Source organism: Nitrospirota bacterium (assembly GCA_040757595.1).
Taxonomy (GTDB): Bacteria; Nitrospirota; Nitrospiria; order Nitrospirales; family Nitrospiraceae; genus JBFLWP01.
Genome location: JBFLWP010000007.1, coordinates 59,806 through 86,730, shown reverse-complemented (window position 1 = coordinate 86,730; position 26,925 = coordinate 59,806). Strand labels below are relative to the sequence as shown.

The 26,925-nt window shown below is 65.4% G+C and carries 23 protein-coding genes; 6 read left to right on the top strand and 17 right to left on the bottom strand.

All coding sequences use genetic code 11. The annotated features are described in order from the left end of the window. Positions 1–13: 13 nt before the first annotated feature. Both glyS and AB1411_08365 read right to left on the bottom strand, forming a co-directional pair. The gene (gene glyS, locus AB1411_08370) at positions 14–2,239 is read right to left on the bottom strand and encodes a glycine--tRNA ligase subunit beta (GenBank protein ID MEW6543613.1); all 2,226 of its coding nucleotides are present in this window, start codon (positions 2,237–2,239) and stop codon (positions 14–16) included. 12 nt (positions 2,240–2,251) lie between these two features. Further along, positions 2,252–3,163 (bottom strand): glycine--tRNA ligase subunit alpha, encoded by a 912-nt coding sequence (locus AB1411_08365; protein MEW6543612.1) that lies wholly within the window; start codon positions 3,161–3,163, stop codon positions 2,252–2,254. Between the two features lie 300 nt (positions 3,164–3,463). Between AB1411_08365 and AB1411_08360 the strand changes: the two genes are divergently transcribed. Together AB1411_08360 and AB1411_08355 are read left to right on the top strand one after the other, a co-directional pair. Then, on the top strand, positions 3,464–3,913 hold the full coding sequence (locus AB1411_08360) for an Rrf2 family transcriptional regulator (protein ID MEW6543611.1): 450 nt from the start codon (positions 3,464–3,466) through the stop codon (positions 3,911–3,913). Between the two features lie 9 nt (positions 3,914–3,922). Further along, positions 3,923–4,180: a DUF2061 domain-containing protein gene (locus tag AB1411_08355; protein ID MEW6543610.1), complete on the top strand. Its 258-nt coding sequence runs from the start codon at positions 3,923–3,925 to the stop codon at positions 4,178–4,180. Between the two features lie 61 nt (positions 4,181–4,241). Here the strand turns inward: AB1411_08355 and AB1411_08350 are convergent, their stop codons facing one another. The 4 genes from AB1411_08350 to AB1411_08335 form a co-directional block, all read right to left on the bottom strand. Further along, on the bottom strand, positions 4,242–7,346 hold the full coding sequence (locus tag AB1411_08350) for a CusA/CzcA family heavy metal efflux RND transporter (GenBank protein ID MEW6543609.1): 3,105 nt from the start codon (positions 7,344–7,346) through the stop codon (positions 4,242–4,244). After that, positions 7,343–8,569 (bottom strand): efflux RND transporter periplasmic adaptor subunit, encoded by a 1,227-nt coding sequence (locus AB1411_08345; GenBank protein ID MEW6543608.1) that lies wholly within the window; start codon positions 8,567–8,569, stop codon positions 7,343–7,345. Before AB1411_08345 ends, AB1411_08350 begins: the two co-directional genes overlap by 4 nt. Continuing rightward, entirely contained in the window at positions 8,566–9,849 is a 1,284-nt protein-coding gene (locus tag AB1411_08340) for a TolC family protein (protein ID MEW6543607.1), read from the bottom strand. The genes AB1411_08345 and AB1411_08340 overlap by 4 nt, the downstream gene beginning before the upstream one ends. 78 nt (positions 9,850–9,927) lie before the next feature. Then, positions 9,928–10,251, bottom strand: a complete 324-nt coding sequence (locus AB1411_08335) for a hypothetical protein (protein MEW6543606.1) — start codon at positions 10,249–10,251, stop codon at positions 9,928–9,930. 202 nt (positions 10,252–10,453) lie between these two features. Between AB1411_08335 and AB1411_08330 the strand changes: the two genes are divergently transcribed. The 3 genes from AB1411_08330 to AB1411_08320 all read left to right on the top strand — a co-directional run bounded on the left by AB1411_08330 (position 10,454) and on the right by AB1411_08320 (position 14,140). Continuing rightward, positions 10,454–12,316 (top strand): transketolase, encoded by a 1,863-nt coding sequence (locus AB1411_08330; GenBank protein MEW6543605.1) that lies wholly within the window; start codon positions 10,454–10,456, stop codon positions 12,314–12,316. Next, complete coding sequence (locus AB1411_08325; protein ID MEW6543604.1) at positions 12,313–13,053, top strand: Crp/Fnr family transcriptional regulator; 741 nt, start codon at positions 12,313–12,315, stop codon at positions 13,051–13,053. Before AB1411_08330 ends, AB1411_08325 begins: the two co-directional genes overlap by 4 nt. Before the next feature lie 94 nt (positions 13,054–13,147). After that, complete coding sequence (locus AB1411_08320; GenBank protein MEW6543603.1) at positions 13,148–14,140, top strand: multicopper oxidase domain-containing protein; 993 nt, start codon at positions 13,148–13,150, stop codon at positions 14,138–14,140. A gap of 99 nt (positions 14,141–14,239) precedes the next feature. Here AB1411_08320 and AB1411_08315 read toward each other — a convergent pair whose 3' ends face one another. The 11 genes from AB1411_08315 to AB1411_08265 form a co-directional block, all read right to left on the bottom strand. Then, positions 14,240–14,560 (bottom strand): cupin domain-containing protein, encoded by a 321-nt coding sequence (locus AB1411_08315; protein MEW6543602.1) that lies wholly within the window; start codon positions 14,558–14,560, stop codon positions 14,240–14,242. Next, entirely contained in the window at positions 14,557–15,480 is a 924-nt protein-coding gene (locus AB1411_08310; GenBank protein MEW6543601.1) for a CoB--CoM heterodisulfide reductase iron-sulfur subunit B family protein, read from the bottom strand. Before AB1411_08310 ends, AB1411_08315 begins: the two co-directional genes overlap by 4 nt. Positions 15,481–15,537: 57 nt before the next feature. Further along, positions 15,538–15,729: a hypothetical protein gene (locus tag AB1411_08305; GenBank protein MEW6543600.1), complete on the bottom strand. Its 192-nt coding sequence runs from the start codon at positions 15,727–15,729 to the stop codon at positions 15,538–15,540. Positions 15,730–15,841: 112 nt separating this feature from the next. Continuing rightward, a complete protein-coding gene (locus AB1411_08300) occupies positions 15,842–16,498 on the bottom strand; it encodes a hypothetical protein (GenBank protein MEW6543599.1) in 657 nt (218 codons plus the stop codon). Positions 16,499–16,590: 92 nt separating this feature from the next. After that, complete coding sequence (locus AB1411_08295) at positions 16,591–16,845, bottom strand: GlsB/YeaQ/YmgE family stress response membrane protein (protein ID MEW6543598.1); 255 nt, start codon at positions 16,843–16,845, stop codon at positions 16,591–16,593. 18 nt (positions 16,846–16,863) lie between these two features. After that, entirely contained in the window at positions 16,864–17,838 is a 975-nt protein-coding gene (locus tag AB1411_08290; protein MEW6543597.1) for a hypothetical protein, read from the bottom strand. Positions 17,839–17,883: 45 nt separating this feature from the next. Next, positions 17,884–19,335: an RtcB family protein gene (locus AB1411_08285; GenBank protein MEW6543596.1), complete on the bottom strand. Its 1,452-nt coding sequence runs from the start codon at positions 19,333–19,335 to the stop codon at positions 17,884–17,886. A 21-nt stretch (positions 19,336–19,356) separates the two neighbouring features. Next, positions 19,357–19,794 carry an archease gene (locus tag AB1411_08280; protein ID MEW6543595.1) on the bottom strand — a complete coding sequence of 146 codons (438 nt, stop codon included), beginning with the start codon at positions 19,792–19,794 and terminating at the stop codon, positions 19,357–19,359. A gap of 13 nt (positions 19,795–19,807) precedes the next feature. Then, complete coding sequence (gene sdhB, locus AB1411_08275; protein ID MEW6543594.1) at positions 19,808–20,791, bottom strand: succinate dehydrogenase iron-sulfur subunit; 984 nt, start codon at positions 20,789–20,791, stop codon at positions 19,808–19,810. A gap of 74 nt (positions 20,792–20,865) precedes the next feature. Further along, positions 20,866–22,005 (bottom strand): Xaa-Pro peptidase family protein, encoded by a 1,140-nt coding sequence (locus AB1411_08270; GenBank protein MEW6543593.1) that lies wholly within the window; start codon positions 22,003–22,005, stop codon positions 20,866–20,868. A gap of 104 nt (positions 22,006–22,109) precedes the next feature. Then, entirely contained in the window at positions 22,110–25,496 is a 3,387-nt protein-coding gene (locus AB1411_08265) for an AsmA-like C-terminal domain-containing protein (protein MEW6543592.1), read from the bottom strand. Positions 25,497–25,621: 125 nt separating this feature from the next. On the opposite strand from AB1411_08265, the gene AB1411_08260 reads away from it, so the two are divergent. After that, entirely contained in the window at positions 25,622–26,914 is a 1,293-nt protein-coding gene (locus AB1411_08260; GenBank protein MEW6543591.1) for an MFS transporter, read from the top strand. The last annotated feature ends 11 nt before the right edge of the window (positions 26,915–26,925 follow it).

The window sequence follows — 26,925 nt, the reverse complement described above, 5'->3', positions numbered from 1 at the left end:
GCTGGCTACCCCATCAGGCCCCCTGCACCACGATCTGCGAAAAGTCCGCGAACTGCAGGAACAGCCGGTCCACCGCGCACAGGAGCGACAGACGATTCTCCCGCAAGCGTTTTTCCTCGGTGTTGACCAGCACGCCGACGAAGAACGCATCAATGGCCGGCTTGAGCCGGACGAGCCCGTCGAGGGCCGTCGCATAGTCCCCCTGCGCGATGGCATAGGGAACCTGGAGCCTCACCTCGTCGAGGGCCTTGTGCAGCTCGGTCTCGGAGGGATGCTGGAAGAGGACCGGGTCCACCTCCTCCTGCACCCATCGCTCCTTCTCCACGATGCGGTGCGCCCGCTTGAAGCCGATCATCAGCGGATCGAACTCGGGCCTGGTCGTAATGGCCTGGATGGCTTTCATCCTGGCGTACAGGTCGGGCAAGTTCTTGAACCGGTCCTCCAGAGTCGGCGTCCTCTTCCTCTCAGCCTCAAGCACGGCGTCCATGACGTCGTCCCGCAATCCATCTACTGTCCGTCCATAGTATCGCAACCGGTCCAGGATGAACTCAACTTCTGGATGAGGCGTGTCAGCTTTGGCCGCGGCAGTGGCGGACTTAATCCCTGCGTCGAGCAAGATATCGTAGACTGTGACCGCTAACTTCCCGAGGTCTAACGGCAGGTTGCCCTCCAGAATGATTCTGACAATGGCCAGGGCATGCCGCCTGAGCCCGAACGGATCCTCGGAGCCGCTGGGGATGAGACCGACGCGGAAGAACGAGAAGATCGAATCGAGCCGGTCCGCAAGAGACAGGATCAGGCCGGCCTGCGTCTTGGGCAGCTCGTCCTCCGCGAACCGGGGAAGGTACTGTTCGGCGATCGCGCGGCAGACTTCTTCCGGCTCCCCGTCGTGCCTGGCATATTCCCCTCCCATGACGCCCTGAAGAGTTGGGAACTCGCCGACAAGGCCCGTGGTAAGGTCAGCCTTGCACAATTCCGCGGCGCGGCGGCAGGTCGTGTTAACGGTTGGTTCAACTGGCAGACCCGCCTGTTGGAGTCTGTTGGCCAATTCCCCAGCCAGCTCTTTCAGACGAAGGGTCCGCTCGTACTGCGTGCCGATCTTTTGGTGAAAGATGACCCCTTTGAGCTTCTCCATCCGATCGGCCAGCCTGGTCTTCCGATCCTCGTCGAAGTAGAACTTGGCGTCGGCCAGCCGGGCGGCCAGCACCCGCTCGTTCCCCGCCCTGATCAGCCCCATGTTGGGCAGCTTCATGTTCGTGACCGAGACGAAGCGCGGGAGCACGTTCCCCTTCCGGTCCATGAGGGCGAAGAAGCCCTGGTGCTCCTTCATCGCGGTCATGATGGTCTCTTTGGGGAGGGACAGGTACTGCGGATTGAACTCTCCGAGGACGGCGTGCGGGTGCTCCACCGCGTAGACGGCCTGCTCCAGCAGCTCTTCGTCCCGGTGCAGATGCCCGCGAGCCGACCTGGCCAGGTCATCCAGTTGCTTGTCAATCAGCCTGCGCCGTTCGTCCTGATCCGGGATGACGAAGTGCTTCTTCAGCACGTGCTGGTAGGACTTGAGATCCTTCACCGGCAGGCCCAGCCGGCTTCCCTTCCCCGATGGGCCGAGGAACCGATGGCCCCAGGTTTTGGCGCCGGAGGAGATGCCGCCGACCTGAAACGGAACGGGCTTGCCGCCGTAGAGGGCGAGCAGCCAGCGGATGGGCCGCGCGAAGCGCAGGCCGGTCTCGTTCCACTTCATGGACTTGGGAAAGGAGAGGCCGGCGATCAGGCCGGGCAGGAGCTCCGCGAGGATTGCCGGGGCCGTACGTCCTTGGTCGCGCTTGACGGCAAAGACGTATTCGCCCTTGGGGGTCCGGCGGATCCCCAGGTCGGCGACGGCGATTCCCTGCGAACCGGCGAACCCGAGGGCGGCCTTCGTCGGCTGTCCGGCTGCGTCGAAGGCGACGGCTTTCGAAGGGCCCATGGCTTCGCGCATCGTCGCCGTCTGCCGGCCGGCCAGGGCCTGAACCGCCAGGACGAGCCGCCTCGGCGTTCCGAACGTTCCGATGGTGCCGTGGGTGAGCCGGTGTTCCTTGAACAGCCGTTCGGCCGACTCTCGGAGAGAGCGTAGCGCGGGGGCAATGAACTGGTGCGGGAGCTCCTCTGTTCCAATCTCCAGCAGGAGCTCCGCGCTAGGTGAGGCCGGAGTCTGGCGTCGGGAAGCGGCGTTCTTGCCTGTCGTCGGCTTGGCCATGGAGACTGACTGCTACCGGGGCGAAACCTCAGCCTTGCCGCCCTTGGCACGAGCGGCATGCCTCAGCAGCGGATAGCCCAGCGCTTCGCGCTGCGCGACGTACCGTTCCGCGCACCGCCGGGCCAGGGCCCGGACGCGGGCGATGTAGCCCGTTCGCTCGGCGACGCTGATGGCTCCGCGCGCATCCAGCAGGTTGAAGACGTGGGAGGTCTTGATGCAGCAGTCATAGGCCGGCAGGACCAGATCCTGCCCGATCAGCCTGGTGCATTCCGCCTCGTAGGCCTTGAAGGCCTCGGCGAGCAAGGGCACGTCCGCCGACTCGAAATTATATTTCGAGAATTGGACTTCCGTCTCGTGGTGAATTTCACCGTAGGTGACCCCGTCGTTCCAGGCCAGATCGAACACGCTGTCCACCTGCTGAAGGTACATGGCGATCCGCTCGGTGCCGTACGTGAGCTCGACCGTGATCGGGTTCAGCTCGATTCCCCCGATCTCCTGGAAATAGGTGAACTGGGTGATCTCCATCCCGTCCAGGCGGACTTCCCACCCGAGGCCCCAGGCGCCCAACGTGGGGGATTCCCAGTCGTCCTGAACGAACCGGATGTCGTGCTGCCGCGGGTTGATTCCCAGGCTCGCCAGACTCTCCAGGTACAGAGCCTGGACGTCGTCGGGCGACGGTTTCAGCACGACCTGGTACTGGTAGTAATGCTGCAGGCGATTGGGATTTTCCCCGTAGCGGCCGTCGGTCGGGCGGCGGCAGGGCTGAGGATAGGCGGCGCGCCAGGGCTCCGGTCCCAGGGCCCTCAGGAAGGTGGCCGGGTGAAAGGTCCCGGCTCCCATTTCCAGATCGTAAGGTTGATGGATTACGCAGCCGCGGTCGGCCCAAAAGCGGTGAAGGGAGAGGATCAGCTCCTGGAGGGTCACAGGTCTTCCTTAACCGTTACGGCGCGACTGGTCCAGGGCTTGGTTGATGCAGAAGATTGACGCTCTGGCGAACCGGTTCCCAACGGGTGACAGACCTCGCAAAGCTAACAAGGAACGCGGCATGGTGTCAAGCAGGTAGAGGACTGAAATGATCTGAAATATTGCTGTCCTTGGAAGCGGTCTGACAAGCAAATCGTTCCTGAGCTGCCGCGGTGGGTTCGTCATTTAGGCTTGACGAATCACAGGCGGTTGCTCTATTGTCGGAAAAATTTAGAAAGTCAGTTTAGATTCGCCGCTGCCGTGAAGTTCTCAAAGAAAAGCGAGTACGCGCTCAGGGCCCTTCTGGAGCTGACGGCCCAGCATGGCCGGAGGCTGCTGCAACGCTACGAGATCGCCGAGCGGCAGAACATTCCCATCGAGTTTCTCGAGCAGATCCTGCTGACGCTCAAGAACGCCGGGCTGTTGGCCAGCAAGCGCGGCGTGAGCGGGGGCTACAGCCTCATCAAATCTCCCGACGAGATCACATTGGGCCAGGTGATCCGGCTCCTGGACGGCCCCCTGGCGCCCATCCGCTGCGTCAGCAAGACCGCCTATCAGAAGTGCAGCGATTGCCCCTATGCGGACAAGGCCAGTTGCCCCATACAGCAGGTGATGCTCGGGGTGAGGAACGCGATCGCCGACATCCTGGACAACTACACGCTCAGTAACTTCGTCAGGAACGTCGGAAACGTTGAGCATGGTCGGGAATGATCGAATGCCATGAATGAAATTGCGACCGGGCGACAAGGAGCGGGAATGGAAACCCACATTCGGAGTGTTCTCAAGGGGATCAGTTGGCGTGTGGTTGGGACCCTCGATACGATGCTGTTGACCTTCATCTTTTCGGGGAGCATCAAGGTTGCGGCCTTCGTGGGATCTACCGAAGCTGTTACCAAAATATTTCTTTATTGGGCCCATGAAAGGGTGTGGCAGCGGATTCGTTGGGGACGCCTGGTCCCTACGGTCAGCTCCCCATAGTTTGACCGACCGGCGGTCCGCTGACTCATCTGCCATCGCGTCTCCGTTGCCTCCGGTCCCCTCACGCCCTGGACGGTTCCTGGAACCAGCGGTAGAGAGCCGGCAGCACGACCAGGGTCAGGAGCGTCGAGCTGACGAGCCCTCCGATCACGACGATCGCCAGCGGACGCTGGACCTCGGCCCCGATCCCCTGGGCGAAGGCCATGGGCAGGAGACCGAGCAGCGTCACCAGCGCCGTCATCAGGACCGGCCGCAGACGCAGCGTACAGCCGGTCACGACGGCTTCCTCGTCGGCCACCCCGTCCTCCCGCAGTTTGTTGATGCAGGAGACCAGGACGATCCCGTTCAGCACGGCGACGCCGAAAAGGGCGATGAACCCGACGGCGGCCGGGACGCTGAGGTAGTGGCCGGTCGTCCAGAGGGCCACGATGCCGCCGATCAGGGAAAACGGCAAATTCAGGATGATCAGCGCGGCGTAGCGGGCTGAGTTGAAAGAGGAAAAAAGCAGGAGAAAGATCAGGCCGATCGTGACGGGCACGATGATTCGCAGGCGGGCCATGGCCCGTTGCATGTTCTCGAACGCCCCGCTCCAAGCGACCGTGTAGCCGGGGGGCAGGGTCATCTGGGACGCGAGCTTCTTCTGACCCTCGGCGACCACGCTCGCGATGTCCCGGCCTTCCACGTTGAAGCCGATGTAAACGCGACGGCGGACTTGCTCCCGACTGATGTGCACGGGCCCCTCGCGAATCTGGATGGAGGCCAGATCGCTGAGCGGGATCAGAGCTCCGGAGGCGGTCTTCACGAGAATGTTGCTGATCGCCTCCACGCTGCTTCGCTGGTCTTCCGGGAAGCGGACGACCAGGGCAAAGCGCCGTTCCTGCTCGTAGACCTGCGTGGCGGCCTTTCCGGCGATGGCCGTCTCGATGATCTCCTGCACGTCCGCGACGTTGATCCCGTGCCTGGCGATCCGGCCCCGATCGATGTCCACGGTGAGGTAGGGTTGTCCCGAAATTTGCTCCACCTTGAGGTCCTCGACGCCCCGGATGCTCCGCATGACCGAGGCGATCTGCTCGGCCTTCGCCCTTAAGATGTCCAAGTCGTCCCCGAACAGCTTGATCGAAACCTCGGTTCGGACCCCGGAGATCAACTCGTCCACCCGCTGCTGGATCGGCTGGCTCATCAGGATCGAGACGCCGGGAATCTTGGCCAGTCTGTGCCGGATCTTGTCGACCAGTTCCTTTTTGCCCGACGCGGTCGTCCAGGTCTCGCGCGGGTGCAACAGGACGACCGGATCGCTCTCGTTGGGCTCCTGTGGATCGTTCGCGATCTCGGACCGTCCGATCTTCCCGACCACGGACCGCACCTCGGGGAACTCGCGGATGGCCCGATGGACCTGCTTTTCCAGCTCGATGGATTCAGACAGAGAAATGCTCGGCAGCCGGACGGTTTGCGGCGTGATGGCCCCTTCGTCGAGGATGGGAATGAATTCGGTGCCCAGCCAAGGCACCATAAGGAGACTGGTCACGAGCAGGATGAGCGCCGCGGCCAGCACGTGGCGCCGGTGCCCCAACGTCCAGCGGAGGGCGGGCTCGTAGACCCGCTTGGCCCACCGGACCGGAACGGTGTCCCGCTCCCCTTCGGGCTTCAGGGAGAGTGAACAGAGCACGGGGGACAGGGTCAGGGACAGGAGCAGGGAGACGACGAGGGCGATGACGATCGTGTAGGCCATGGGCGCGAAGAGCTTTCCCTCCATCCCCTGGAGTGCGAGCAACGGCAGGAATACGAGGATGATGATCAGAATGCCGAAGACGACCGGCTGCCCCACTTCCCTGGCGGCCTCCAGCACGACCCGCCACCTGGCGTCCGCGCTGCCCCCTCCTTCGGAGAGCCGCCGGGACACATTTTCCACGACGACCACCGAACCGTCCACCATCATGCCGATCGCGATCGCCAGCCCGCCGAGCGACATCAGATTGGCCGAGAGGCCGACCTGTCGCATGACGATGAAGGTGCTGAGCGGCGCGACGATCAGGGTCGCGGTCACGATGAGGGCGCTCCGGAGATTGCCGAGAAACAGGAACAGGACGAGCACGACGAAGACGACGCCCTCCACCAGAGCCTTGTGCACCGTGCGGAGGGCCGACGTCACCAACTCGCTCCGGTCGTAAAAGGGCACGATCTGGAGATTGCCCGGCAGCACGCGGTTGCGGTGGAGCTCTTCCACCTTCCGTTTGACTTGCTCGACGACCTCCCGTGCGTTGCCCTCGCGCAGCATCAGCACGATACCCGCCACCACCTCCAGGTTCCCGTTCAGCACGGCCGCTCCATGGCGGACCGCGTGGGCGATCCGGACGTCGGCGATGTCCCGCACGAACACCGGCGTACCGCCGGCCGCTTTTACGACAATGTGCTCCACGTCCGCGGCCGTCTTGATCAGCCCGACGCCGCGCACGATCAGTTTCTCCGCCTGTCGCTCGATCACGTTGCCGCCGGCGTTCGCGTTGTTGTTGGCGATGGCGTTGAACACCTCGTGCAGCGAGAGGTCGTACTTGCGCAGCTTGGCGGCATCCACCAGAACCTGGTATTGTTTGACGTACCCGCCCAGCGAGTTGACGTCGATCACGCCGGGCACGCTCTTCAGCAGCGGCCGGACGATCCAATCCTGGATGGTCCGCTGCTCCGTGAGTTCCTCTTCCCGGATCGCCGGGATGTCGCCCAGGTCGCCCGGCCTCGCCAGATAGTATTGATAGACCTCCCCGAGCCCGGTGGTCACCGGGGCCAATACCGGTTCGGCCCGGTCGGGCAGACGGTCCTTCGCCTCGATCAGCCGCTCGAGCACGAGCTGCCTGGCAAAGTAGACGTTGACGTGGTCCTGGAAGACGACCGTGATTTGGGACAGCCCGAATTTGGACAAGGAGCGAATCTGAGTGAGATCCGGCAGTCCCATCATCTGCAACTCGATCGGGATCGTGATGAAACGCTCCACCTCCACCGGGGAGAGGCCATGGGCTTCGGTGAGGATCTGCACCTGGACGTTGGTGACGTCCGGAAAAGCGTCGATCGGCAGGACCTGGAAGGCGTAGAGCCCTGCCAGTCCTGCCAGACAGACCAGGGCCAGGATGAGAACAGGCTGACGGAGTGAGAAAGCCAGGAGGGGATTGATCATTCCAAGGGACCGCCCTGCACGGTCTTTGCGAGCTCGGTCCTCAGGACGAACGCGCCTTGGGTCACGACCAACTCTCCCTCAGAAAGCCCGCCCAGGACCAGGATATGCCCTCCGCTTTCGCCGCCGAGTCTCACCGTCCGTCTGGCGAACTGGCGGTCGGCGACTTGGACAAAGACGATCGTCTCTCCCTGGTCCTGCTGCACGGCCGCCACGGGCACCGTCAGGGAATCCGGCAGCGGATCCAGCGGGATGCGCACTGAAGCGAACATTTCGCCTTTAAGACGCCCGTCGGAGTTTGGCACTTCGACGCGGACCTTCATCGTACGGGTCGCAGGATCGAGCAGGTCTCCGACGTAGGTGATTCGCCCCGGAAAGACCTGGTTTTGGTAGGCGGAGACGTGCACCTCCACCGACCGGTTTTGCTCCACGGATCGAAGGATGGGCGGGATGTCTTTCTCCGGTACGTTGGCAAGGACCCACACGGTTGAAAGGTCCGCGACCACGAAGAGTCGGTCAGAGGTGTTGATCACCTCGCCCCTGGTCACGTTGCGAGCAATGATGCGACCGTCGAACGGGGCGTGGATGGGAACGTGGGAGCGAATGCGTTCCTTCCGCTCCAGCTCCCGAATCTCTTTGTCTTTCATGCCGAGCAACTGGAGTCGATCCCTTGCTTCACGAGCTTCGGCCCTGGCGCTGACCAGGTCTCCTTGCCGGCGCTGGAACTCGCTGCGGCCGATGACCTTCTCCTTGAGCAACAGCTGGGCTCGTCCGAAGGCCTGCTCGGCCAGGTGCAGCTTCGCGTTGGCCTTCAGGTAAGACGATTGGGCGATCCCGAGCTCGCTGCTGTACAGCAACGCCAGCAGCGCACCGGCCTTGACCTCCTGTCCGAGGTCTGCGTGGACGTCGAGGATGCGTCCGCGCACCAGCGCCGTGATTTCGGCCAGCGCGTTCTCGTTCGGCTGGACGGTACCCGGGAAATCCCGGTAAGAGCGGAACTCCCCTTTCGCGACCGGCTTCGTTTCGATCCCGATCTGCGCGAGGGCTTCAGGCGCGAGCCTCACGATGCCTGGCTGGGTGGAAGGCTGGACGGGTCTGGCGCCGGTGGCGTCGCCGGGAGCGGTGTCGCAGCCGGGACATGCCAGGAGCGTGATTCCGGTGCAGGCCCAGCGCAGCACGGGCAGGAAGGCCGGGATCCGCGATTCGATCGAGCGCACGCGCTTCATTCGCCGGTGCTCCCCGCTTCCAAGGGTCCGCCGACCGCCCGTTCGAGCTTGGCGCGTGCGGCCGACAGGTCGAAGCGCGCCAGGGCGTACTCCAACTGCGTCTGCCGGTAGACCCGCTGGGCATCCAGCACCTCCAGCAGGCTCGAGACTCCCTGCCGGAAGCTGAACTGTGCGATACGGAGTGCTTCCTGCGCTTGCTTCAACAGCCCCTTTTCGAACAGCTCGATCAGCTCGACGGCGGTCTTGGCGTCCTGGAAATGCTCGTTGATCGCCCGGACCAGCTCATACCTCGCGCGCAGGAGATCCGCCTCCTCCCTGCGCTTGGCGCCCAACGCCGCCGCGATCTCCCCCTGGCGTTGGTACCAGATCGGCGTCGGGACCGAGAGGCCGCCGATATAGGCCTCGCGCCCGACCTCGCGGGCCACGCCGCCGTACACGGTCACGTCGGGAATCCGACTCTGTCGCTCCTTCGTGACGGCGAAGCCTGCCCGCTCGACCAGCTTCGCCAGCCGCCTGATCGTGGGATGGCGGTCCAGAGCCGTCCGCGTCAACGCCCCGATCTCGAGCCGGGCGCCTTCGTCGAAGGACGCAAAGTCGCCGTGGATCGTGAAGACCGGTCCGAGCGCCCCGGCGGTGAGCGTGTCCACGCGCACCCGTTTGACCCTGATGGCGTTCTGCGCCCGCGTCAGCTCCTGATCGGCTTTCATCAGCTCGACCTCGGCCTTGATGAATTCGAACTGGGCCCCTTCTCCCGACTGGACCCGGGCCTTCACCATCCGGGCGACCTCCTGCACGATCGCGAGGTTTTGCTTGGCCAGCTCCGTGGCCCGTTGGGCCAACAGCAGGTCGTAGAAGGCGATCTTGACCTCGGCCGTCAGGTTGAGCCGCGTTTCCTCCAGCCCTGCGGCGGCGCCGATGAGGCCTGCCTCGGCCGCTCGCTGGCGCGCCGTTCGTTTGCCGAACCATTCCAACGGCTGGCTCAAGGAGAACAGGTATTCGTTCAGCTCGGTTCCGGTGCTCGGATCTCTGATGATTCCGCCCCCGCTCTGGCCCGTGATGGTGGGGTTGGGATAGGCGCCGGCCTCAATTCGCCGTCCGCGGCTCTGGTCCACCAGGCCTTCCGCGCCGGCGACGGACGGATGACGGGTCAAGGCCAGGTTCAGGATCTCGTCGAGCGAGTGTGACGGGGCGGGGGGCTGCGCGGCCGTGGGCACCGGCAGGGCCGTGGACCAAAAGGAAAAGAGCAGGAGTCCGATCGCGATGTGGAATCGGCGTGCCATGGGAATCCTCCAGCAACGAGTCGCCGAACGGCGGAGGCGTCTCCGCCGCTCACGGTGTTCAGGAATGACGGCGAACCGCTAGAGGACAGATGGAGGATGGAACGGAGAGTGGCCCAGTTGAAGTCGGTGCACGAGGGGGTCGTCCAAGGAAACCAGCGAGGTTGGAGGGCTGATCGTCAGCGAGGCCCAGTTGAGGGTCGCCTCGTCCAGCTGGTCGGCAAGACGGTCGGTTCCATCGGCCGGTGCGCCGTCGGCCGCAGCCGTAAGTTGATCTTGGGTGCAGGCGGCGGCGACGGCTCCATCGAAGCAGCAAATCTCCAGACAGGACGGGCCGAGCACCTGCAACGTGGTGAGGATCACCAGAGAGAGCGACACCAACGGGCCGGCGGCGCGGGGTGGCATACCTGAAGCCTTCATGCCTGTTGCCAACGCACTACAAATAACACAGGCGGAAGACGGTTCGCAACGAGGGTCATTCGAACCGAACGGCCAGGATTGGGGCGCATTGACTCGTCCTGGTTCCGTTTGCTAGGCTGCCGCTTATCAAGTCGGGATATTCCCTGCCGATACGGGACGATAGGAGTAAAGCAAGAAAGGAGACAGGATGGCTCCGACCGGGATCTCTCCCTCATTGGTGGCCGCGCTGCACAACAAGGCGACGAACCTGCGGATCGAAAGCGTTCGCGCGACCAGCGAAGCCGGTAGCGGGCACCCAACGAGCTGTTGCTCCGCCGCCGACATCGTCGCGACGCTCTTCTTCTCCGTGATGCGCTATGATCCCCGAAATCCCCGGCATCCCAACAGCGATCGCTTCATCCTGTCCAAGGGCCACGCGGCGCCGCTGCTCTACGCGGCCTGGGCGGAAGCCGGGCTCTTCGACAAGCGGGACCTGCTCGGTCTGCGCACGCTGAAGTCCGATCTCGAGGGACATCCGACTCCCCGCCTGACGTTCGTAGACGTGGCGACCGGCTCGCTCGGACAGGGGCTGGCCGCCGGGGTCGGCATGGCGATGAACGCCAAGCGGATCGACCGGGCGGGCTACCGGACCTACGTGCTGATGGGCGATGGAGAGTCCGTGGAGGGCTCGGTCTGGGAGGCGGCGGAGATCGCCCGCCATTACGGACTCGACAATCTCTGCGCGATCGTGGACGTGAACCGCCTGGGGCAGAGCGATCCGACGATGCTCCAGCACGACATGGAGGCCTATCGTGCCCGCTGGTCCGGCTTCGGCTGGCATGCGATCGTGGTGGACGGTCACGACATTGCGGCGTTGCTGGCGGCTTTTGACGAAGCCGCGCGGACGACGGGCAAGCCGACCGTCCTGCTGGCGAGGACCTTGAAAGGCAAAGGCATCTCGTTCGTAGAGGACCGTCCGGACTGGCACGGAAAGCCGCTCAAGAAGGGCGAGGAGACCGAGAAGGCGATCCGGGAACTCACGGGCCAGCTCAAGCCCGACGGAACCGCTCCCGAGGTCAGGAAGCCGGACGCGCCGGCGGCCGGAGCCAAGCCGGCGAAGCCGATGGCGCCGCCCGCGTACAAACCGGCCGACTCGGTGGCCACCAGGGAGGCTTTCGGGACGGCGCTGGCCGCGTTGGGCGAGGCCAACCCGCTCGTGGTGGGCCTGGACGCGGACGTCAAGAACTCCACCTTCACCGACAAGTTCGGCAAGCAGTTCCCCGACCGGTTCTTCGAGAGCTTCATCGCCGAGCAGAACATGGTGGGAGCCGCCGTGGGGCTCGCCGCCTGCGGCAAGATTCCCTTCGTGGCCACCTTCGCCTGTTTCCTGACCCGCGCCTACGACTTCATCCGCATGGCCTCGATCAGCCGGGCCAACATCAAGCTGATGGGGTCCCACGTAGGCGTGAGCATCGGCGAGGACGGGCCGTCCCAGATGGGGCTCGAGGACATCGCCATGATGGCGGCGCAGCCGGGCATGGTGGTCCTCTATCCATCCGACGGGGTCTGCACTCACAAGCTGGTTGAAGCGGCCGCGGCCCACCGGGGGCCGGTCTATATCAGGACCGGGCGCCCCAAGTCCCCGATCCTGTACGGAAGCGACGAGACCTTCACGATCGGCGGCTCGAAGGTCGTACGGCAGAGTCCTTCGGACCGGCTGACCATCGTGGCCGCCGGCGTGACGCTGTTCGAGGCCCTGAAGGCGCACGACCAGTTGAAAGCCGCCGGCATCCCGGTGCGCGTCATCGACCTCTACAGCATCGTGCCGATCGACCGGGCCACGCTGCTCGACAGCGCGCGCGCCACGGGCGGCCGAATCCTGACCGTCGAGGACCATTATGAGCACGGCGGGCTGGGCGACGCGGTTCTGGGCGCGGTCGGCAGCGAGGGTGTCCGGGTGCACAAGATGGCGGTCCGGGAGATCCCCCACAGCGGCAAGCCGGACGAGCTGCTCGACCGGTATGGCCTCAGCGCGAGGATGATCGTCGAGACCGCCAAGCGGCTCTTGTGAAGAAGGCGAATCTCCTTCACACCATCCCTCTGTTTCGTTTCCTGTCTGAGCCGGACCGCCGTCGGGTCGCGCGCGAGGTCGTCGAAACCCGGTATGCAAAGGGCCAGTACATCTTCCAGGAGGGCGATCCGGCCGACTCCTTCCACATCCTCAAGGAAGGCTCGGTCAAGTGCGTGAAGACATCGCCGGACGGCCGGGAGGTCACGCTCAAGGTCCTGATGCCCGGCGATCTCTTCTGTTGCGAGGCGGCGGTCTTCGACGGGGCGCCCCATCCCGGCTGCGCCCTGCCGATGGAGGACGTGAGCGTCCTGCGTTTGAGCAAGAAATCCTACTTCGATCTGTTGCGGCGGAATCCCGACGCCGCGTTGGACATCATCAGATACTTGGGCGCCCGGCTCAACGAGGCGCAGGAAAACGCCAAGGTGCTCGCTCTGGACCGGGCCGAGCAGCGGGTCGCCGCGCTCCTGTCCAACCTGGCGTCGCGTGCCAGCATCCGCGACGGTAACGGGCTGCGGCTCACGGTCCGGTTGACGCGCCAGGATCTTGCGGACATGACGGGGATCACCGTAGAGACGGCGATCCGGATCATGAGCCGATTCAAACGGGCGCGCCTGGTCTCCGGCACGGCCAGACGCCTGGTCATCTGGGATCTGCCGAAGCTCAGACAAATGGCCTCCGCCTCCTGTCAAGGGGTGTTGATGCCGGTCCGCGCGCGAAAAACTCAAAACATGATTTAGATCATAGCGCTCCTTCCTGCGCCGGCCTATCCTTCCCTTCAATTCGGTTCCCGTCCACAATTTTCCGACTGTCGCATGACGAAGGAGGTCACGTATGTCGTTTGGTAACGGATTGCCGGTGAAGCGGTTCGCCGCCGTGACGCTGGGCTGTGCCGCAATCTTGGGGGGAATGGCCTGGAGCGCCTCCCCCGTTTCGGCCAAGACTCATGAGGTCCGAATGACCGCAGTCGAGGCCGAAGTGGTCGTGGAGGGCGGAGGCCAGCAATACAAGGCCTGGACGTTCAACGGGCAGTTTCCGGGACCCGTGGTGCGGGTGACCGAAGGCGACACGGTCAAGTTCACGCTGGAGAATCCCAAGACCAACACCTACCCGCATGCGATGGACTTCCACGCGGCCGAAATCGACTTTCTCAACAACTACAAAGCCGTCAACCCGGGGGAGACGATCGGCTACACGTTCGTCGCCAAGAAGCCAGGCGTGTTCTTCTACCATTGCGGCGCGCCCCCGATGATTCAGCACGTGGCCCGCGGCATGTTCGGGGCCATCATCGTGGATCCCAAGAATGCCAAGGCCTGGCCCAAGGCCGACCGGGAGTACGTGCTCGTGCAGTCCGAGCTGTTCAAGAACCCGGATGACGTCCAGGCCATGTTCGACCGGAAGTTCGACCACATCATCTTCAACGGCGGGGTCTTCAAGTACCATCCGTTCGTGACCGGTGGGAAGGCGCTGGAAGCCAAGCCGGGCGAGCGGGTCCGGATCTACTTCGTGAACGCGGGCCCCAACGAGTTTTCCGCGTTCCACCCGATCGGAGAGATCTGGGACAACGTGTATGAGAGCGGCAATCCCGCCAACAGTCTGAAGGGGGTGCAGACCTACGTGGTGGGGCCGGGCGGCGCCGCGACCTTTGACGTGGTGGTGGAGTCGGCCGGCGCCTATCCCCTCGTGACCCATTCCCTGACCGGGGCGCTGCGGGGAGCGATCGCGGTGCTGGTGGCGTCCCCCGGGGCAAAGCCGGCTCCGTTGATGCCGCAGACTCCGTGGAAGCCGGAGGTGCCGCAGACGGAAATCACTCCGCCCGCGCAGTAACGGAGCGGTCTCGAGCGCAGAAGGCAACGGGCAGGAGGCGGTCGGCTGGGCCGACACCGTTCTCCCACCCGTTGCCTGTCGCGCTCTCCTGTAGACTTCTCAGGAGGGATTCGGCGCGACGAAGACCAGCACCCGGAGCCGGTCCTTGGTGTGGTTGCGGACCCCATGCTCCTCCCCGGCCGGGGCGAGGGTGCCCTGCCCCGGTTCCAAGACTTGTTCTTCTTGCCCGACCCGGAAAGTCCCCTGCCCTTCTAGGACGATGTAGATCTTGTCCTGATCCCCGTGGACGTGCCCCTTCTGTTCCTGGCCCGGCTCGAAGCAGTAGACGTCGCAGAAAAATCTGGGCGTCTGAAAGATATTGTTCTTCTTCATCTTTTCAGAGCTAAACTGATGATAATCTGAGAGTTTCACGATTTTCATCGTATCAGGCTCCTCGAGGATGGCTTCTGGTCGGCCTGGTGCCGCTCGATCGTGTGGATGATGGAGTCTGCCGGGACAAGGTGTCGGGAGACCCCCAGATCCTTGGCCGGGATTCCCATGGCCAGCCCGAGCAGTTGCGGCAGGTGCAGGATCGGCAGGCTGAGCCTGGCGTTGACCGCCCGTCCCGCCCGGTCCTGATAGATGTCCAGGCTCATGTGGCAGAGCGGACAGGGGGTGACCATGAAGTCCGCTCCTCCGTCCTTGGCCTCCTTCATGTTCTGCCCGGCCATCGCCACCGCAATGGCTTCCTTTTCGAGGATGATCGGGAACCCGCAACATTTGGTCCGGCCTGCGTAGGCCACCGGCTCGCCCTTCACGGTCCGAATGACCTTCTCCAGCGACGTGGGGTTTTCCGGATCGTCGAACCCGACATCCCAGGAGGGCCGCAGGATGTAGCACCCGTAGAAGGGGGCGATCCGGAACTGGTCCATCGGGGTCCTGACCTCCGCGGCCAGCTTGGCGAGCCCGACTTCCCGTACGACGATCCAGAGCAGGTGCTTGACCTGGACCTTCCCGCTGTAACGGAGCCCGTCCCGCTCCAGCACTTGGTTGATCCGGTCCAGCAATGCCCTGTCGCCCTTGAGTCGTTTGTTCGCCGAACCCATGACGCCCTGGCAAGTGCCGCAGATCGTCATGATGTCCAGGCCGAGCTGCTCCGCCTGGGCGAAGGTCCTGGCGCTCAAGGCCAGGGCGACTTCCGGCTCCCCCTCTCCGATCACGCCGGCCCCGCAGCAGGACGAGGCGGTCAGCTCGACCACGTCTATCCCTAGCCGGCCGACGATGGCCATGGTGGACTGGTAGAGCTCCGGAGTCGCCCCCTTGGCGGCACAGCCCGGATAGAGCGCGTACTTCAACGGCACGGTTCCTCCGTCACGTCCGGTCGCTGGCTCGCAGTATAGCGGGAGGCTGGGGAGAAGTCATGGGGGGCATCGGATCTTCGGGCGACGCCGTCCTCGCTCCAGGGCCCAGGGTCCTTCCAGCAGGAAGTCCACGAAGTCCCTGGCTCCGTTGAACGCCCGTTCCAGGTTCTGGTGGTCTTTTCTGTAGACGCCGCGATCCACGAGGGCCTGTCGGAATTCTTTCAACGCCCCTTCCAGAACCTGCCGCATGGGCGGTTCTCCCTCCGGCGCCAGCCGAAACCTGCCTCTGCGCGACTCACCCATCGCCATGGGGTCACCTCCCCCCCCTTACTCCCCGCCCGCGCATCTCCGCAAAGGTGGGCTAGGGCTGCCGCCGCAGCAATGCCGCCATCCGATGCGGCAACCCCTTCAGCCCTTGCCAGCGGGCCCATTCCGCCAGGTGCGCGGACCGATCGAACCGCTCCTCGAGAAGCTGCCAGGCCGTGATGCGATTCCGCCGGAGCGTGCCTCGCTTCCGTTCGTAGCAGAACCAGACGAACAGGCTTCCGCCGCGCGTGGCTCGGTAGATTTCGAGTTTGTCCTCGTCATCCCGGTTGAAATCGTTCGTGAACTTCACCCAGACCCGCTGCTGGGAGGCGGCTGCCTCCCGGGCGTCGCGAAGCGTGAACGGCGCCGCGCTCGGCTTGGGCATTCTTCGCATGACGATGCCCTGTTTCTTCGGCGGCGGGGGCGCAGGGGCCTGAGGCTCGCTGGGGGACGGAGCCGCAGCTTCGGGGCGAGGAGCGGGCCTGGCCGACTCGGCCTTGCGCCGGTTGCTCGGGGCGGGAGGAGCGGGGGCCGCGTCGCTCTTCGACCTGGCCGGTCCGGCTTTAGGTTGGGGCAAGACGGACTCGAAGAAATACGAAAGCTTGATCCGAAACAGGGAGCCGCGCGCGAGCAGGCTGGAGAGGTAGAACACCAGCGCGTAGACGACCAGGAGGCCGACCGAAATGGCGAGGATGACGATCCAGTGACTCATGCGACTCAGGCCCGTGACTTCGCCGCCGGGGCATGTTTACCATGAGGCTCCGGTACGAGAACAGAGGCAGCGGATGACGCGAACACCGTTCCTCACGCCCGTTTAATGAATCCGACCAGGACCAGGAGCACGATGGCGCCCACGACGGCCATGACCAACGACGCAGCGAAGCCATAGGCGGTGAACCCGAGCACGTCGAAGAGAAAGCCTCCCACCAGCGCGCCGAGTGCGCCGACAACGAGGTTCCCGACCAATCCGAAGCCTTTCCCCTTCATCAGCTTGCCGGCAATCCAGCCGGCCAGGAGTCCGATCAGCAGGAAATAGAGCCAGTTCAAGACGGACGCCATCATGGGATTCTCCTTGGGTTAGCTGTGCACCGCCGAAGGGTGGGCCTCCTCCGCCCTCTTGATCATGACCTGCCCGCCCCGCTGGACGACTTCGTAGGCCTGGCCAGGAGCTATCCGCGTCCGGTCGGTGCGCAGCCGGACCGAGAGCCCGTAACCGGCGAGCGCCTCCGCCTGGTCGCGGAGGTGGTTGATGCACCACCGGCCGACGACGCTTCTGGGGAACGGGACCCGGTCGGCGCCGACGAAGGACAATGGCACGATGCGATGGTAACCCAGGCTCTCGTGATCGAGCTGGAGGTATTCGATGCCGATTTCCCCCGCCGACAGGGGGATGATGCGGTCGGCGAAACGGACGGCGCCGTCGGTCGCAGTGAAGTAGGCCAGGGATCGGTCGTTGGATGCCCTGGCTGCATCGGCCAGAAACAGGGTGCCGGCGAGGAGCCCGACCGATGCCACGGCCAGGACTCCGTCGCGTAGGCGATTCACGATCCCCCGCGAGGACAGGCCGAGAGCCCGACCGCTCAGCCAACCGAAGACTGCCAGGGCGATCAGGGCCAGGCCGAGCAGGAGCCGGTGGAGGGCTCCCTGCGGGGTCAGGGCATCCGTGGCGGCGACGAACCAGAGCGCGAGCACGATCAGCAGGAGGACGCCGAGCAAGTGCCAGGTCCAGCGGAGCCGCCTGGCCCATGGGCTCCGATCGGTGCGAGTGGCGGAGGCCCAGAGGCGGACGGCCCAGGGAATCCCGAGGTCCGCCTGGCAGCGGCTGCAAGTGGGACCGGCGACGATGACCAAGTTGCTGCAGCGGGGACAGGTCATCACCCAACGCTGCTCGAGTCCGACGCGGACCGTGGCCGACTCCATCCATACCCGCCAGGCTGGGGCCAGAATCGTCACGATCAGGAGCACGAAGCCTGCGCCGTAGAGCGTCCAGGAAGCCTGTGCGAAGGCCGGTCCCAGGTTCTGCTCCAGGCTTTGGAAGAACAGCCGCAGCATCTCCGCTCCGAGCAGTGAGCGCGCGACCTAGCGCCAGCGCCCGGCCTACCCTTTGATGTTTCCGATTGGCCGCAGCTCGGCCACCTTCCTGGTGATGCCGGCCTGGTGGACGGTTTCCACCACATCCGAGATGTTCTTGTAGGCGAAGCCCGCCTCCTCGGCCAGACCGGACATGGAGACGGCCTTCACGATGATGCCCCGCTTCTGCATCTGCTGCTTGAGCTGTTCGCCGCGGACCGACCGCTTGGCCTGAGCGCGCGACATGGTCCGCCCGGAGCCGTGCATGGTGGAGCCGAAGGTCTCCTGCATGGCCCGGTCGGTGCCGACCAGGAGGTAGGAGCCGGTTTCCATGGAACCGCCGCAGATCACCGGCTGGCCGATCTGCCGGTACAGGTCCGGCAGCTCGGGCCGGCCCGGGCCGAACGCCCGAGTGGCCCCCTTTCGGTGGACCACCAGTTCGCCCTCCTCGTACCGCTCGACCTTGGCGATGTTGTGGGCCACGTCGTACACGATCTGCAGGCCCATCTCCTCGGCGGACTTGCCGAAGACGGTGCGAAAGGCCTCCCGAATCTGGTGCGTGATGATCTGGCGGTTGGCGAAGGCGCTGTTGGCGGCGCAGTTCATCGCGGCGAAATAGTCCTGACCCTCCGGCGAGTGGAAGGGCGCGCAGGCGAGCTGCTGGTCCTTGACCGTGATGCCGTAGCGGCGCATGGCCTTCTCGAAGGTCTTCAAGTAGTCGGTTGCCACCTGGTGCCCGAAGCCGCGGGAGCCGCAATGGACCATGACGACGATCTGGTCGTGTCCGGTGATTCCCAGGGCGGAGGCGGTGGCCGGGTCGAAGATCCGATCGCTGGAGGCGACCTGCACTTCCAGATAGTGGTTGCCCGATCCCAGGGTGCCCAGTTGGCTGATGCCTCGCTCGACCGCATGGTCGCTCACCTTGGACGGGTCGGCGCCGGGGATGCAGCCTTGCTCTTCGATGCGGGCCAGGTCCTCGTGCCAGCCGTAGCCGCGGGCGATGCACCAGCGGGCTCCGTCGGTCATGACGTTCTCGAACTCCTGGCGGTTCAGCCGCACGAACCCCCGTGAGCCGACCCCGGCCGGCACCTTGCGGAAGAGCTCGGTCATGAGCTGGTCCAGGCGGGGTTGAACGTCGGAGAGGGTCAGGTCGGTCCGGATCAGCCTCATCCCGCAGTTCACGTCGAAGCCGATCCCGCCCGGCGAGATGACCCCGTCGCGCACGTCCATGGCGGCCACGCCGCCGATGGGGAATCCGTAGCCCCAGTGGCCGTCCGGCATGCAGAGGGCGTAGCGGCGGATGCCCGGGAGGCAGGCGACGTTCGTCACCTGGTCGAACACCCCGCTGTCCATGCTGGACAGGATCGCCTCGGTCGCATAGATCCTGGCCGGTACGAGCATGCCGGGCTTTTCGGACGGCGGGATCTCCCAGATCTCGTCCGTGACCCGGTTGACCGCCATGGCCGTGTTCAATTTCATTTCCCAGGTTTCTCCAGAACGTCAGATGTCCAAGACCACCCGCGCGGTCCACCGGGTGCCTTCCTGCCGGACCTCGTACAGGTGCTTGGTGACCGCCTTCACGTCGGCGCGCAGCTCGTGGCGACCCTGGTCGATCGGCTCGCCGGTCACCGTCCCCCGGAGCCGCCAGTCGCCTCCGGGACCCTGGACGACGGCGACGTCCACATCGTGAAACGCGATCCCTTCCGCATCCTTGAGATAGACGAGGTCGGAGAGCCAGTCGAACAGCAGAGAGGCCGGGTCCGGTGCCTGACGCTCGATCGCGCGGCGCCAGGCGGGAGTGACCGTGAGCGGGTTCACCATGGTCTCGATCACCGCGCGTGCGGCCGCCTGAAAGAGCTCGGAAGGCGAATCCCCGCTGGCCTCGAAGGCCGAGTCGGCCAGCGCGACGTCATCGAGGAACCGAAACCGACTGGTCACGGGCGCACGGCTTTCATGCCGCCGGGTTGGCCGGGTTCGCGGAGCGGCGCAGGCCGCGGAAGATCGTGCGCACCTGGGCGATGCCGGCGATCGGAGGAGACAGAGGATTGGGCACCTTTCCCTTGAGCCACATCCTGAGCCCCAGCGGCACAACGTGGAGCAGGCGCCTGAAGCTGAAGCCGACCACCTTGAGCGGCATCCGGGCCTCGTTCAGGCGGCCTTCCCGCCGCACGATGTCCAGAAAGCCCGTGATGTGACGGGCCCCGCCGGTCGAATCGAATCCCGCTTCGATGGCGGCACGGCGCAGCCGAACGATCGCCTCCATCGGCTTGACGTCCTTGGGACACACCTGCACGCAGAAGTTGCAGCGGGTACAGTCCCAGATCCCGTGCTCCTCCTCCATCTCCGCCAGCCGCTGTCGCTTGGAAGCCGGCGACTCGCGGGGATCGGCCAGGAACCGCTCCGCCTTGGCCAGGGCGGCCGGACCCAGGAATCGCCGGGAGACTTCGTGGGACGTGCAGGACGCCACGCAGGCTCCGCACATGATGCAAGCGTCCACGTTGTGGAATTGATAGCTGGCCGGCGGAAGCGCCATCTGGCCGGCCGGCGGCTCCGTTCCGGGCTGCGACGCCGGCATGAGCCACGGCGTCACCTCGCGGATCTTGCCCCAGAAGGAGGTCATGTCCACGATCAGGTCCTTGATGACCGGCAGGTTCTTGAGCGGGGCGATCCGCAGCCGCTCGTGGCGTTCCAATTCGCGCCGGACGGAAGTCTTGCAGGCCAGCTTCTCCGATCCGTTGATCTCCATGGCGCAAGAGCCGCAGATCGCCGACCGGCAGGAATAGCGCAGGGCCAGAGAGCCGTCCTGCTCGTTCTTGATGCGGATGAGGGCTTCCAGAACGGTCATGCCCCGGCTGACTTCGAGGCGATACTCCTCCTCGTGCGGACGGCTGTCCGTTTCCGGATTGAACCGCGCGATCGTGAAGGTCAGGCGCATGGGCTATCGCTAGGCACGTGGCGAGGGGCTCGAGGCGAGAGGGTTCTCCCCCCGTTGCCTTTTGCCCCATGCCTCTAGCCAGAGTCATCTAGTTCGAACGTCTTCGGAAAGTTCGTGAGGTTCCGGCAGCCGTCCCCGGTCACCAACACCATGTCCTCGATGCGGACCGCCCCCAGGCCCGGGTAGTAGAGTCCTGGCTCCACGGTGACGACGTGCCCCTCCTGCAGCGCGGAGCCGGTCCGACTGATCCGAGGCGGCTCGTGGATGTCCAGACCGACCCCGTGCCCGGTCCCGTGAAAATAGCCTTGCATGCGGCCGTTCACGAGGCCGGTTTTGTAACCGGCCTCGTCGAAGCGCTCGCAAATCCGCTGATGGATTCTGGCTCCGTCGGCACCGTCCCGGATCTGGGCGATGGCCTCTTCCTGGGCGTCCTTGACGGTCCGATACAGTCGCGCGAGCTCGGGGGACGGCTTCCCGCGGATCACGGTCCGGGACATGTCGGCGAAGTAGCGGCTGACGCTGGACCGGGGAAACACGTCGAAGATGATGCTGCGGTGAGCCGGCAGCGGCCCGCTCCCCTCATGGTGGGGATCGCAAGCCTGCTCCCCGCCCGCGACGATCGTGTGCTGGGCCACGCAGTCCCGCTCCATGAGCTTTACGTTGATCAACTTCTTGACGCGCTCGGAGGTCAGCGGCTCCCCGTCGAGCCAGAGCGAGCCGTCCCGCACCGTGGCGGACCGGAGCGCGGCGTGGGCGGCGGCGACCGCCTCCTCCGTGGCCCGCTGGGCCGCTTCGATGTGTCGGACTTCCTCCTCGGTCTTGATGACGCGCCGCTCGAAGAAAGGCTCCTTCTTGGTTTCGAGACGATAGCCCAGGGCCTGCAGTCTCGTGGCGTGCAGGTACGGGAAGCTGCCCGGGACCATCAAGCAGGCGATCCCGTGCTCCTGCAACACGGCGTGGGCGACGTCCGCGGAAGTGGGCTCGGCCACACCTTGCGCGCGCAGCTTCCGCTCGATCTCGGTGTAAGAGAGGACCCGGTCCACGGAGGCCTGGCTGCGCGCCCGGTCCAGCTCCAGATCGCTCATGACCAGGAGCCGCTCCCCTTTGATCTCCAGGAAAATGAAAGGGTCGGGGGCCACGAACTTGGTCGCGTAGTAGAGGTTGGAATCGGCCTCGCTGGCCGCGATCATGAGCGTCGCTCGTTCCACGGTCATGACGGAGCCCCTGGATTCAACGGCTGGTTTCGGGAAAGAATGAAGAGAAACCCGTAGGCGAACCGATGCTATCACGCGATGCCGCGGGGGTCAAGGCGGCCGGATCACTGGTTGGTCGGCGGGCTCGCCTGGTCCCCGTCCTTGGGCCCGGCCTGGGGCGCGGCCGCCCCTTCTTCGTCCGGCGCGAGCAGATTCTTGGGCAGGAGCAACGTGTTCTTGAGCACGTCGAAGGCCAGGTGGGCCACGCCGGTCAGCCCGGTCGTCAAGGATTGCAGAGGGAGGTACTTGACCTCCGGGTCCTTGAGCGGGCCCTTCACTTCGAACAGGGCGGTGAGGATTCCCCTGCGCTCGCCGGCGAACAGCTTCCCGAAGAGCGGGATGCTCTCGACGAGGTTGGAATAGGAGCCGAGGGGACTGACGACGACGACGCCGTCCAGGCGGTCGGTCGGCAGGTCGTAGTTTCCAGCCGCGCTCATCTTGACGACCGGGCTGTCCATCACAAGGTTCTGGGTCGCGAACTGCCCGTTCTGGATGGTCAGGGTGCCGGTGACGGCCTCGAACGAAAGGCCGTCATTTGTCAGATCCACCTTCCCCTGAAGGAGCGCGGGCAGGTTGAGGATCTTGATGATCTTCGGGATCACGGTTCCGCGCAGGATGCGACCCTGCCGGAGGGACAGGTCGATTTTTCCGTTCAGGCTGTGGGCGGGACCCTTGGGGTCCTTGCCGGAGCCGGTGACCTGGGCGGCCAGCGTCAAGGTTCCACTGACCTGACGGTCCTGGTCGCCGAGGAGTTCCAGAACCTTCGCATAGGGCAGGTCCGTCGTCTTGAGCCAGACCGATGCCTCGGCGGGCCGCCGCTTCGGCAGGTGCACGAGCAGGCGGCCGCTGATTTGGCTGCCCTCGGACTGGCCGCTGATCCGGTCGACGTCGAGGGTGCCCTCCTGAATCGCGAGCCGCCAGGACAGGTTCGTGAGGGCCAGCGTCCGGTACAGGCCGCGCTCAATCGAGATGTCCGCAGCCAGCCGGCTGGTGGCCGCAAGCTCCTCCAGAGCGTCCCGGACCGGCGACCGCTCTCCTTTCGGAATCAGGAGATCGAGATCGAACTGGGACGAGTTCAGTTGAAGCGCATAAGTCGGCACCTTGTTCCAATCGCGAATCGTGCCGGACAGGCGCACGTCGCTGTCCTTCATCGTGAACGACAGCATCTTGACGTCCGCCCCGTTGCGGAGCAGCTTGAGGCGCAGGTAGAGGTTGGACAGGGGCGCGTCGAGTCCCTTGGCGGCGATCCGGCCGTTCGTCACCGCCACCCATCCGTGGTATTGCCAGTTTTTCCAGTTCGTGCCCCTGCCCTTGACGTCCAGGGCCACTTCCAGGATTCCCGCTTCCAGTCCTCCAAGGGACAAGCCCGCCGGCAGCGCGTCCACGGCGATCGGGCCGGAGAGAAAGGCCGCATTGATCGCGAACTTGCTCCCGAGCCGGATCTTGCCGTTGCTGGTCAACCGGACGGGAGGGAACAGGAAGTCCAGCCGGTTGACCGCCAGCTCCCGCTTGCGGGACAGGGCCGCTTCGAACTCGATCGAGGCCGGTGTGCCGGCCGGTTTTTGCACCGTACCGGGAAGATTCCAGCTTGCTTCTTTGAGGTCTATGGCGCCCTTGAACGACGGGGCCGCCGTGGGGCCGGACAGGATGGCGCTGCCGACGATGGTCCCGTGCAGGGACGACAGGGCCTTGGAAGCGGCGGGGAACAGGCGGACGATCAGAGCCGGTTCCGCCTTCGCCTGCACCGTGAAGCTCTGGAACGTCGCCGCGCCCTGCAGCGCGATGGCCCCGCGGACCTCCACCTGCCCCTTTCCGATGCGGGCCTTCACGTCGTCGAACTCCACGCGTTTGGGGGAATAGCGGATGCGGCCGGTGAGTCCGGTCACCGGCTCCGGCAGGTCGGCGCTTCGGAACGACACGTGCTGGGGTGCGAACTCGCCGCCGGTGAACGCCAGTTCGCCCTCCTCGCTCAAGGGGCCGGCCAGTTGGAACGCGATCTCGGTCCTGCCCTGAATGTCCCGCAGCCCGGCCAGGGTCTTCCCGAGTCCGCTTGAGCCGACCGACCCGGTCAGGGTCGGGATCAGGTCGGCCGCGGCCATGTCGCCCCCGATGGCCAATTCGAGCCAGGGAGCCGCATCCGCAAGCGTGACGGTCGCGCTGCCGCGCCGGACGGCGATGCGGTCGTATTCTCCGGTGATGTCGGCGATCCGAACCCGCCCCGGCTCGACCAGCACGGTGGCGTTGAGATGTTGCACCGGTGCGGCGTCCTTGCCGATCCTGGCCCGACCTTCCTGCACGCGGAATTCCCCGCTCATCGAGATCTGCGGATCCGGCACGGAGGTGCCGGTCACCGTGGCCTGGACGATCTGGACGATCCCTCCGATCCGCTGCCGCTCGAGGATCTCCGGCAGCTTCGGACCGAGCCATTGAGCCGGGAACCACTCGAACAGCCGGTCGAGGTCCACCGGCGAGGAGGCGACGGTCGCCGAGAAGGTCGGGTGCTGCGTCATGAGTCCGGAGATGCCCCCCTGTCCGGCGATGGCCAAATGGGCCAGTTCGGCTCTCATCTCCGACAGCACGAGGTCGTATCCGGCTACGCCCGGCGTCACCGTGAGAGAACCGCGGAGGTTGGCGGCACCGTGCAGTTGGGCCGGCACCGGTCTGGGGCCGAAGAGGTCCGCCATCTGGCGGATGTCCAGGTTCAGCGCCTCGACGGCCCCCTCGAACTGGACGGACGGAGAGGCCGGCGGCCCATCTGCCTGCTCGATCCTCATCGGCGTCTTGGCTTGGCGGAGTTTGCCGCTGAGGGACAGGGAAGAAGTGCCGTGCTCCGACGGCAGCGTCCCGGAGAAGCGAACCTGGGCCAGCGCCTCGCGTGACCCGGTGGTCATGTGGACGTCGATCGTGCGCAGGTGGAGCGACCGTATCCCGTCGGGGCGGAACTCGTCGTGGAGGGTGAGGGCCCCGTTGGTGATGGAGGTTTCCTGGACCGCCATGGCGAGTCCGAACGGCGAAGTGGCCGGCTGGGCTCCTCCCGGGCCCGAAGTCGGGGGCGCCATGAAATTCCAGCGGCCGGTCTCGTCCCGGCGCAGGGTGATTTCCGGCTGGTCGATGAGCAAGCGCTTGACGACCACTCGCAGGCGCATCAGCGGCGTGGAGCGCAGGACCAGATCCAGGCGCTTGGCTTTGAAGAATGGACGGGAAGGGTCGACGTCCCGAACGACGACGTCCGACAGGTCCAGGTGGATTCGAGGGAAGATGGCGAACCGGGCCTCGCCGACCTCGATCTTCCGGCCGATCTGGGCTTCGACCTGCGGGAGCAGCAGGTCCTTCAAGGAGTCGGGGTTGTAGAAGAACAGGGCAACGACGGCGGCTGCGGCGAGCAGAGCGGCGAGGAACCCGAGCAGGACAGGTCTGAAGCGGACCGTCACCCCTCCTCCGAACCAGGTCACCGTGAATCGCCGCCGGTGGACTTGCGGAAAACTTCGACTGATGCGTCGTATCTTAGCGAATCGCTCCGGTGAAATCCAGAACGCTGGCTCCCCCCTCGCTGAACGGCTATAATCCGTCCGCCTCAATGGATGCTCTTCGACCGTCTCATACCCGCTGGACGATCCTGGCCCTCCTGCTGGCCATCAGCGTCGTCACCTACGTCGACCGGGTGAACATCTCCGTGACGGCCAGGCAGATGATGCCGGCCTTGGGCTTGACCGAGCTGGAGATGGGCCAGGCGTTTTCGGCCTTCGTGTTGGGCTATGCCCTCTTCCAGATTCCGGGGGGATGGCTCGGGGACCGATGGGGCCCGCGGCTTGTCTTGACGCTCGCGATGCTCTGGTGGTCCCTGTTCACCGCGCTCACCGCCGTGGCGGCCACGCTGCCGATCGCCGGGCTGGTGGGGGGGCTTGGAGCACTGGTGCTGGTCCGGTTCCTCATGGGCGCTGGCGAGGCGGCGGCGCTCCCCAACTTCAACCGGGCCGTGGCCAACTGGCTGGCGCCGGGCGAGCGGGGGCTGGGGATCGGGATCGCCATCGGCGGGCTGGGTGTCGGCTCGGCCCTGACTCCGCCGCTCACGGCCTGGATCATGGTGAACTTCGGATGGCGGATGGCGTTTTATCTCGCCGGAGGCGTCGGCGCGCTGGTGGCGGCTCTGTGGTTCTTCTACGCCAGGGATCGGCCCGGGGATCATCCCCGCGTCAATCGAGCCGAGGCGGCGCTGATCGAGGCGGGTCCGGCTCAGGACCGGCCTGGACAGGCCGTGCCGTGGAGGACGTTCGCGCGAACCCCGACGGTCTGGTGGCTGGTGCTGAGTTACACCTGTCTGGGGTACGTGGCCTACGTCTACCTGTCCTGGTTCTACCTCTACCTGGTCAACGTCCGCGGGTTCGGGGTGCTCCGAGGCGCCTGGTTCGCCGCAGCTCCTTTCGCGGCGATCACGCTCTTCTGCCCGCTGGGCGGTTGGGCGACGGACCGGCTGGCGGCCACGTGGGGCGTGAACCGGGGCCGCGCGCTCGTAGGGGCGGCCGGGATGCTGCTCTCCTCCCTGTCCATCCTGTTCGGGGCGTTCCTCGAATCCCCCTCCTTCGCGATTACGCTCCTCTCGCTTGGGGCCGGCTGGCTCTACTTCGCGGCCGGGGCCTACTGGTCCTCCACCGTGGACCTCTCCCAGCCCCACGCCGGCACCCTCTCGGGGCTGATGAACACCGGCGCCAATCTCGGAGGCAGCCTCTCCCCGATGTTGACCCCGTGGCTGGCCGAGCAGGTGGGCTGGGCCGCGGCGCTGGGCGTGGCTGCGTCGGTCGCGCTCCTCGGGGGGCTCATGTGGCTCAGGATCAAGCCGGGGGACGGGCTGTGCCTGAAGGCAAGGGGCTAGAGGTTAGGGGC